Source organism: Pseudomonas sp. Bc-h (assembly GCF_002080045.1).
In the GTDB taxonomy this organism is placed as follows: Bacteria; Pseudomonadota; Gammaproteobacteria; order Pseudomonadales; family Pseudomonadaceae; genus Aquipseudomonas.
Genome location: NZ_MUIN01000007.1, coordinates 497,146 through 505,583 on the forward strand (window position 1 = coordinate 497,146; position 8,438 = coordinate 505,583).

Annotated in this window: 7 protein-coding genes; 2 read left to right on the forward strand and 5 right to left on the reverse strand. The window is 59.5% G+C overall.

Going from position 1 to position 8,438, the window contains the following annotated elements; genetic code table 11:
- Positions 1–111 precede the first annotated feature (111 nt).
- A complete protein-coding gene (locus BWR59_RS15170) occupies positions 112–516 on the forward strand; it encodes a RidA family protein (RefSeq protein ID WP_081566436.1) in 405 nt (134 codons plus the stop codon).
- 24 nt (positions 517–540) lie between these two features.
- On the opposite strand, the gene BWR59_RS15175 is transcribed toward BWR59_RS15170, so the two are convergent.
- The 5 genes from BWR59_RS15175 to uvrB all read right to left on the reverse strand — a co-directional run bounded on the left by BWR59_RS15175 (position 541) and on the right by uvrB (position 5,845).
- On the reverse strand, positions 541–1,236 hold the full coding sequence (locus BWR59_RS15175; RefSeq protein WP_218191205.1) for an NAD(P)-binding domain-containing protein: 696 nt from the start codon (positions 1,234–1,236) through the stop codon (positions 541–543).
- A complete protein-coding gene (locus tag BWR59_RS15180; protein WP_081566438.1) occupies positions 1,233–1,601 on the reverse strand; it encodes an SDR family NAD(P)-dependent oxidoreductase in 369 nt (122 codons plus the stop codon). The genes BWR59_RS15175 and BWR59_RS15180 overlap by 4 nt, the downstream gene beginning before the upstream one ends.
- Before the next feature lie 168 nt (positions 1,602–1,769).
- The gene (locus BWR59_RS15185) at positions 1,770–2,708 is read right to left on the reverse strand and encodes an AraC family transcriptional regulator (RefSeq protein WP_081566439.1); all 939 of its coding nucleotides are present in this window, start codon (positions 2,706–2,708) and stop codon (positions 1,770–1,772) included.
- Between the two features lie 80 nt (positions 2,709–2,788).
- Positions 2,789–3,337, reverse strand: coding sequence for a GNAT family N-acetyltransferase (locus BWR59_RS15190; RefSeq protein WP_081566440.1), 549 nt, complete (start codon positions 3,335–3,337; stop codon positions 2,789–2,791).
- A gap of 492 nt (positions 3,338–3,829) precedes the next feature.
- A complete protein-coding gene (uvrB, locus tag BWR59_RS15195; protein WP_081566441.1) occupies positions 3,830–5,845 on the reverse strand; it encodes an excinuclease ABC subunit UvrB in 2,016 nt (671 codons plus the stop codon).
- A 340-nt stretch (positions 5,846–6,185) separates the two neighbouring features.
- Between uvrB and BWR59_RS15200 the strand changes: the two genes are divergently transcribed.
- On the forward strand, positions 6,186–7,382 hold the full coding sequence (locus BWR59_RS15200) for an amino acid aminotransferase (RefSeq protein ID WP_081566442.1): 1,197 nt from the start codon (positions 6,186–6,188) through the stop codon (positions 7,380–7,382).
- The last annotated feature ends 1,056 nt before the right edge of the window (positions 7,383–8,438 follow it).

The following is an 8,438-nucleotide window of genomic DNA, read 5'->3' on the forward strand; positions in this document are numbered from 1 at the left end:
TTTTACAAACAGTCCTGAACAAGGTTGCTGGTTTATCGCAGCGGCGCAAGCCCCGTACAGTCACTTCATCGTTAATGACGGGGCTGCGATACCCCACTGATGGAGGTTCACATGACGGTTCGCGATGTTGTTTTCCCACCTGGACGCCATGCGCTGTATGAGCGCAATCGCTATTCACCGGCCATCAAATCCGACGGTTTCCTGTTCGTTTCGGGGCAAGTCGGCAGCCGCGAGGACGGTTCCCCCGAGCCGGAGCTGCAAGCTCAGGTGCGGCTGGCGTTCAACAATCTGAATGCGATCCTGAACGCCGCCGGCTGCACCTTCGATGACGTGGTTGACGTCACCGTGTTCATGGTCGACCCGCAAGCGACGTTCGAACGTATCTGGGAGGTCGTGCCCGAGTTCTGGGGTGAAGCCCCACACCCGACGATCACTGCGGTCGGGGTCACCTGGCTTTATGGTTTCGATTTCGAGATCAAGGTGATTGCAAAATTGCCGAAGGATCCCGCTGGCTGATCGCAGATAACCGCCCGTGCTTTTTCAGGCCGGCTGATCGAAGGTTCCGGGGCTGTTCGGTGTAGCTTTCCAGTCAGGTGAGCGTTCGCGTCTGGCGCTTTTGAGAGCAAGCTGAACAGCCGCCTCATTGAAATCGGCGACATACACTGGCGATCCGGGCTGTTGCCGCCACGACTCGCTCAATGGCCCTGCATCCACGGCGTCGAAGCCCATCTGGTCGACGAGGCCGAACACAACAGCCTTGGCCCGCGCATCGTCACCTGAAACAGGCAAGGCCACCCGGTCACCAGCCCCCTGAGGGCGCGCCATCTGATCCAGATGAGCGGCATAGATGTTATTGAACACTTTGATGATCGGGCGCTTGAGATGCCGTGCGACCCAGACACTTTCCAGCATGCCCTCTTCGATCTGGGCGATCTTGCCGTCGCGATGACGCGGGTAATAATTGCCAGTGTCGATGACGATGGCATCGGCTCGTGCACTCTCCAGCAGCCCCTCAGGCAAGGTCGGCACCCTGCATTGAGGCACGCTGACCACGATCACATCGGCATCCGCCAGATGCTCGCCCGCGCTGCAGGCGTGGGCGCCGACCTCACTGGCGAATTCGGCCAGCGTCTGGGCGCCCCGCGAGTTACTGATGTAAACCGTGTGTCCGTGCCGGGCCCAGCCACGAGCCAGCAATTTGCCGATGTGGCCGGTACCGATGATGTTGATGTTCATGACATGACTCTCCTCAAGCGGATTTCGGCGAGGCGCAACCATTCATCGGCGCCCTCGAAGTGAACGTGCGAGAGGATAGTCAGGCGGGTATGACAATGCACACGGGTGTCGAGCCTGCCAAATTCGGCGATGGTCTGGGCAATCACCCCGCTGGCCTCGGCGGCACGCGTAATATCCGCCGCGATGACCTTCGCGGCGCCTCCTCCATCACGGATTTCTTCGGCGAGAACTTCCAGTCGATTGGCGCGCCGCGCGACCAGCACCACCCGCGCCCCGGAGGCAGCGAGACGCTTGGCCGTCGCCTGACCGATGCCACTGGAGGCGCCGGTGATGATCGCCACGCTGTGTTCAAGATGTTTACTCATGAGAACTCACTCCCGACGCCCGAGGGGCTCTTTGACAATGGTTGGAAACGAGCAGCGATGACGCTGTTCGATGTCCGAAGATTGTCGACATGAGCACTGAAAGGAAGTGACCCTGAACCTGTCGGTTGATTGCCCGTTTCTCTTGTATTCAAGAGCACTGCCCGGCGGCTACCGAGACTCGGCCACCCGGTGCTGGTTGATATCGCGCATCGGGGGCGCCCCGAAGATGCGCTTGTATTCACGGTTGAATTGCGTGGCGCTTTCATAGCCGACGCGCAGTGCCGCGGTCGCCGCATCGACCTCCTCACCCAGCAGAATTCGCCGCGCCTCGTGCAGACGCAAGTGTTTCTGATACTGCAGCGGGCTCATCGCGGTCATCGCCCTGAAATGATGATGCAGGGTCGAGACCCCCATATTGGCCAGTGCCGCCAGTTCGTCGATGCGCAACGGTTGCGTGTAGTTTTCCCGCAGCCAGGCGATGGCTCTGGCCGTGCGCTGGCTTTGGGTGCCGGTCATGATCGTCTCGCGAAAACGCCGCCCGGCCGAACTGGTGAGGATGCGATAGAGGATTTCCCGTTGTATCAGCGGGCCGACGTGTATCAGATCCTGAGGTTTGTCGAGCAGCCTGATCAGCCTCGCGACCGCATCGAACAATTCCACCGTCGCCGGCCCCGTCGCCATCGCGGCACCTTTGGCCGGGGTCGCCGGACTTTGGGAATCGACGTCGGCCATCACTTGCCGGGCCATCTGCAGGTCCAGACGCATCAGGAGGGAGAGATAAGAGGCCTCGGGACTCGCTTCCAGGACTTCGGTCACCGTCGGCAGATTGACCGCCGTCAGCAAGAAGCGCGACTCGTCGTAGATGTACGTCGTCCCCCTGAGCTGTACGCGCTTGCGCCCGCGAATGATCATCCCCAGGCTGGGCTCGTAGAGGTAGGACGTAGGCTTGGTCGGCTGGCAGACCTGAGCGAAACTGAGCCCCGGCAACGACGACATGCGCTCGATTTCGTCGCCTAAAAACGCTTGAACGTGTTGCGCCAGTTCAGCTCGAATCGACGCGGTTTCATCGCGACGCAGACGATCCGCCTCGTTGAGTTCAAAAATCATGATGGCCCCTGATCTTCGGATTCAACAAGTATGACCAACCCGTTCGGGCGGTTTAACCTTTTGTGCGACGAACGAGCGAATCAGGCAAGCGCTTCAGAGGATCCGTCAATGCAACGCGTCGATCTGTACACCAGACTCGCCGCCTGCCCCGGCACATCATCCAGGGTACCGATGCGCTGCATGCCGACCTTCTCCAGCACCCGGATCGACGCGTAATGCAGGGGCCGGACCACGGCGTAGATTTCCGGCACCTGCAGCTCGGCGAAACCGTAGTCCAGCGCCGCCTGGCTGAGCTCGGTGGCGTAACCCTGCCCCCAGGCCTGCACGCCAAAGCGGTAGCCCAGGTTCAGCCGCTCCACGTGCAGGTATTTGCGCGCATCGATCCCGCCAAAGCCGATGATCTCCTCGGGCGCCTCGCGGGTGGCGATCGCCCACTGTCCGTAACCTTTGTGCTGCCAGTGAGTCAGCCACCCCTCAAGCAGCGAGTGCGCCTGATCGATGTCCGTCAACGGGCCTGACGGATTGAACTGATGGGTCGCTGGATCGCCATAGATGGCGAACAGGCGTTGCACATCGTCGAAGCTGGGCGCCCTTAAGACCAGACGCGCTGTGGTTCGTGGCGTCGCCATGACTGCTCCTGAAAATGGACAGGCTCAAAGCATGCACTCTAGCGTCTGTCGGTGGATTGGCACAGGGCACGATTCGTTGCTTGCTGAGAAATCTACTGATTCCAAAGCTGGGGATTAACGCTGTTTTCATTGCGTCTCGGGGGAAGGACATACAAATCAGTAGAGGCAACATAAATGCTCGACGCACGTACTCGTATAAGGAGAACAAGTATCCCAAGGGATATGAAGTCCATATCTCAACACGGCTCAAACTCAGAGCAGTGGGAGGAGCGCGAGGTGAGTGTCAGAAATGACTTGCCACATTACAAGTGGCGAGATGGTTCCAAAGATGTTGGACATATTTTCTTCAAGGATTGATCACCTTTATAGAACGGGCGATGGAACACCTTGTTTTTTGGGAGAACCCTGGAGACTAGATAAATACTTTTAGGCCTGAGAGGGATGCGCTAAGAAGCTTTGACCGTAATAGCACATCCCAAATCACAACCCCGATCAAACCGCCAACAACCGCTCCCGCAACTTGGTAATCTCATCCCGCATCTGCGCTGCAGCTTCAAACTCCAGATCCCGGGCCAGTTGGTACATCTTCTCTTCCAGTTGGCGAATGCGTTTGGTGATCTCACTCGGCGAGCGCAATTCGGCTTCGTACTTGGCGTTTTCCTCGGCGGCCTTGGCCATGCCTTTGCGTTTCTTGCTGCGCGAGCCGGGGACGGTGGCGCCTTCCATGATGTCGGTGATGTCCTTGACCACGCCTTTCGGCGTAATGCCGTTTTCCAGGTTGAAGGCGATCTGCTTGTCGCGGCGGCGCTCGGTTTCTCCGATTGCGCGCTCCATGGAGCCGGTCATGTTGTCGGCGTAGAGAATCGCCCGGCCGTTGAGGTTACGAGCGGCGCGGCCGATGGTCTGGATCAATGACCGTTCGGAACGCAGAAAGCCTTCCTTGTCGGCATCGAGGATCGCGACCAGCGACACTTCGGGCATGTCTAGACCTTCGCGCAGCAGGTTGATCCCGACCAGCACATCGAAGGTGCCCAGACGCAGGTCGCGGATGATCTCGACCCGCTCGACGGTGTCGATGTCCGAGTGCAGGTAACGCACGCGCACGCCGTGGTCGGCGAGATAATCAGTGAGGTCTTCGGACATGCGCTTGGTCAGCGTCGTGACCAGTACCCGTTCTTCCAGCGCCACGCGTTTGTGGATTTCGGAGAGTAGATCATCGACCTGAGTCAGCGCCGGACGAATCTCGATCTGCGGATCGACCAGGCCGGTAGGTCGCACCACCTGCTCGACCACACGCCCGGCATGTTCGCCTTCATAAGGCCCAGGCGTCGCCGAAACGAAAATGGTCTGCGGGCTGACGCTTTCCCACTCGTCGAAACGCATCGGCCGGTTGTCCAGCGCCGAGGGCAGACGGAAACCGTATTCCACCAGTGTCTCTTTGCGCGAACGGTCGCCTTTGTACATGGCGCCCACTTGGGGCACGCTGACGTGGGATTCGTCGATCACAAGCAACGCATCAGGCGGCAGGTAGTCGTAGAGCGTCGGCGGTGGCGCACCGGCTGGGCGGCCCGACAGATAGCGCGAGTAGTTTTCGATGCCGTTGCAGTAGCCCAGTTCGAGGATCATTTCCAGATCGAACCGAGTGCGCTGTTCAAGACGCTGCGCCTCCACGAGCTTATTGGCGCCGCGCAGGTATTCCAGACGTTCCTGCAACTCGACCTTGATCCCTTCCATTGCATCGAGCAGCGTTTCACGGGGCGTCACGTAGTGGCTCTTTGGGTAAAAGGTGAAGCGCGGGAGCTTGCGAATGACCTCACCGGTCAACGGGTCGAAGGCCGACAGGCTCTCGACTTCATCGTCGAACAGCTCGATGCGGATGGCTTCCAGATCCGATTCCGCGGGGAAAATGTCGATGACATCGCCGCGCACGCGGAAGGTGGCTCGGGCGAAATCCATGTCATTGCGGGTGTATTGCAGATCGGCCAGGCGGCGCAGCAAGGCACGCTGGTCGAGCTTGTCGCCACGGTCGACGTGAAGAACCATGCGCAGATAGGTTTCCGGGCTGCCCAGACCATAGATGCACGACACGGTGGTGACGATGATCGCGTCCTTGCGCTCCAGCAGGGCTTTGGTGGCGGACAGCCGCATCTGCTCAATGTGGTCGTTGATCGACGCATCCTTCTCGATGAAGGTGTCCGACGAAGGCACATAAGCTTCGGGCTGGTAATAGTCGTAGTAGGAAACGAAGTACTCGACGGCGTTATTGGGGAAGAACGCCTTGAACTCGCCATATAACTGCGCTGCCAGCGTCTTGTTCGGCGCAAGCACGAGGGTCGGACGCTGCACTTGCTGGATGACGTTGGCGATGCTGAAGGTTTTGCCCGAGCCCGTCACACCGAGCAGGGTCTGATGCGAGAGGCCAGCGTCGATACCCTCGACCAACTGACGAATCGCCGTCGGTTGATCACCGGCCGGCTCAAAACGGGTTACGAGCTGAAACTCGGACATAACTGACCTCTGTGTTCGCCTGCGGCTGAAGGAAGCTTGCAGCGCAAGACGTAATGAGCGCGGACGACTGATCTCGCCGGGAGAAAAGACGTACCAGAAAAAGAGTGATGGGACTACAAATGGAGTCCACAACGCCAGCTTTCAAGCCGTCATCAGGACATTAGTCAGCGCGACATGACTAATGGTCGAAAATAATCGGAAAAACCGCTAAAAAACCGCCCCAGACCTGTCGCCCCCGCCCACGATGCTCTCTATACTGACTCCCCGTTTGTGCACCGCTCTAGTGCATTCGGCCGGAGCGATGCGACCCATTCACTCCCCATTCAGAGCCGCCGCAAAAATGAGCCTGTTTTCCGCTGTCGAAATGGCACCACGCGATCCTATCCTGGGCCTCAACGAAGCATTCAACGCCGATACCCGTACCACCAAGGTCAACCTGGGTGTAGGCGTTTACAGCAACGAAGAAGGGAAAATTCCGCTGCTGCGTGCCGTTGCCGAAGCAGAGGAAATTCGCGTCGCTCAACACGTCCCACGTGGCTACCTGCCGATCGATGGCATCGCCGCCTACGACAAAGCCGTACAAACCCTGCTGTTCGGTGCCGAGTCGCCACTGCTGGCTTTGGGCCGCGTGATGACCGTACAGGCCGTCGGCGGTACCGGCGCCCTGAAAATCGGTGCTGACTTCCTCAAGCAGCTGTCGCCGAATGCCGTCGTGGCGATCAGCGATCCAAGCTGGGAAAACCACCGCGCGCTGTTCGAAACTGCCGGTTTCCCGGTGCACAACTACCGCTACTACGACGCCGCGACGCATGACGTGAACCGCGCCGGCATGCTCGAAGACCTGCAGAACCTGCCGTCTGGCTCGATCGTCGTGCTGCACGCTTGCTGCCACAACCCGACCGGCGTCGACCTGACCCTGGAAGACTGGAAAAAAGTCCTCGAGGTATTGAAAGCGAAAGGTCACGTACCGTTCCTCGACATGGCCTATCAGGGCTTTGGCGACGGCATCGACGAGGACGCCGCAGCGGTACGCCTGTTCGCCGACTCCGGTCTGACTTTCTTCGCGTCCAGTTCGTTCTCCAAATCGTTCTCGCTGTACGGCGAACGTGTGGGTGCGCTGTCGATCGTGACCGACTCGAAAGAAGAAACCGCTCGTGTGCTGTCCCAGGTCAAGCGCGTGATCCGCACCAACTACTCCAACCCGCCGACCCATGGCGCGACCATCGTCGCCGCTGTGCTGAACAGCCCTGAGCTGCGTCAGAAGTGGGAAGACGAACTGGCGCAAATGCGCCTTCGGATTCGTGGGATGCGTGAAGAAATGACCAAGCGCCTGGCTGACAATGCAGCCGGTCAGGACTTCAGCTTCGTCGCTCGCCAGCGCGGGATGTTTTCCTACTCGGGCCTGACCACCGAGCAGGTCCATCGCCTGCGCAACGAGTTCGGTATTTACGCGCTGGACACCGGTCGTATCTGCGTTGCCGCGCTGAACAAGCGCAACATCGAAGCGGTGACCCAGGCGATTCTCGCGGTCATCTAAAACGGCGGCGATGAGTCACGGCTGCAAGGGGGGAAGCGGATTAATAGTCTGCTTCCCCTTTTTTTTGGTTGGAGAGCAGAGGGGCACGGGCTGTCGCACACCAGCTGCACACGGAACCCTGTGGGAGCTGTGCGACAGCCCAGGCCGCGGTCGGACGATAGGGGTGGATCAGGCGGCTCATCTGCAACTGATCCGCCGCCTCGTCCGAATCGCGGCCCGTACCGTCGTGACCTCCGGCGTCGCCCACAGGTACCGCGTCAGAATTGAAGATCTGCGTTRGCGTTGGCGTTGGCGTTGGCTTTTGATCTTGCTTCTAAGCGCACGTCAGTTCAGACGACACAAATCGCGACTTGGGTGCAGGCTGAACGCAGNGCGTTAGCGTTGGCGTTGGCGTTGGCTTTTGATCTTGCTTCTAAGCGCACGTCAGTTCAGACGACACAAATCGCGACTTGGGTGCAGGCTGAACGCAGGCGACGTGGAGTGGGCCGAGCGGCATGGATGCCGCGAGAGCCGCCCCCCGCCATGGATGGCGGATGGCGGCGGGCCCACGGAGCGTCGCCGGAGTGARGGAACCCGAGGAACGAGGGCCCAACCAGGAGCAAGCACCCTTGGTTACTTGGGGTGCTTTTCCAAGTAACTCGCCGGAGGCGAAACAGGTCTGGCGTTAGCCNCCCAACCAGGAGCAAGCACCCTTGGTTACTTGGGGTGCTTTTCCAAGTAACTCGCCGGAGGCGAAACAGGTCTGGCGTTAGCCAGAGCCGTATCAGCCGCGCCGCAATCAGGTGGCGTATCCAGATTTCCAGCTGCACACCGAACCCTGTGTGAGCTGCTGGATCTGTGCGACAGCCGCGGTAGCAGTGGGTCAGCAGACAACTTCATAGCTGACCCACTGCTTCGCTGCCGTCGTGACCTCCGGCGTCTCCCACAGGTACCGCRTCAGAATTGAAGATCTGCGTTRGCGTTRGCGTTGGCGTTGGCGTTGGCTTTTGATCTTGCTTCTAAGCGCACGTCAGTTCAGACGACACAAATCGCGACTTGGGTGCAGGCTGARCGCAG

What these genes read in the sequence shown, in the direction of transcription:
- BWR59_RS15170 (WP_081566436.1), top strand. Translation starts at nt 112, where the DNA reads ATGACGGTTCGCGATGTTGTTTTCCCACCTGGACGCCATGCGCTGTAT.
- BWR59_RS15175 (WP_218191205.1), bottom strand. Translation starts at nt 1,236, where the DNA reads ATGAACATCAACATCATCGGTACCGGCCACATCGGCAAATTGCTGGCT.
- BWR59_RS15180 (WP_081566438.1), bottom strand. Translation starts at nt 1,601, where the DNA reads ATGAGTAAACATCTTGAACACAGCGTGGCGATCATCACCGGCGCCTCC.
- BWR59_RS15185 (WP_081566439.1), bottom strand. Translation starts at nt 2,708, where the DNA reads ATGATTTTTGAACTCAACGAGGCGGATCGTCTGCGTCGCGATGAAACC.
- BWR59_RS15190 (WP_081566440.1), bottom strand. Translation starts at nt 3,337, where the DNA reads ATGGCGACGCCACGAACCACAGCGCGTCTGGTCTTAAGGGCGCCCAGC.
- uvrB (WP_081566441.1), bottom strand. Translation starts at nt 5,845, where the DNA reads ATGTCCGAGTTTCAGCTCGTAACCCGTTTTGAGCCGGCCGGTGATCAA.
- BWR59_RS15200 (WP_081566442.1), top strand. Translation starts at nt 6,186, where the DNA reads ATGAGCCTGTTTTCCGCTGTCGAAATGGCACCACGCGATCCTATCCTG.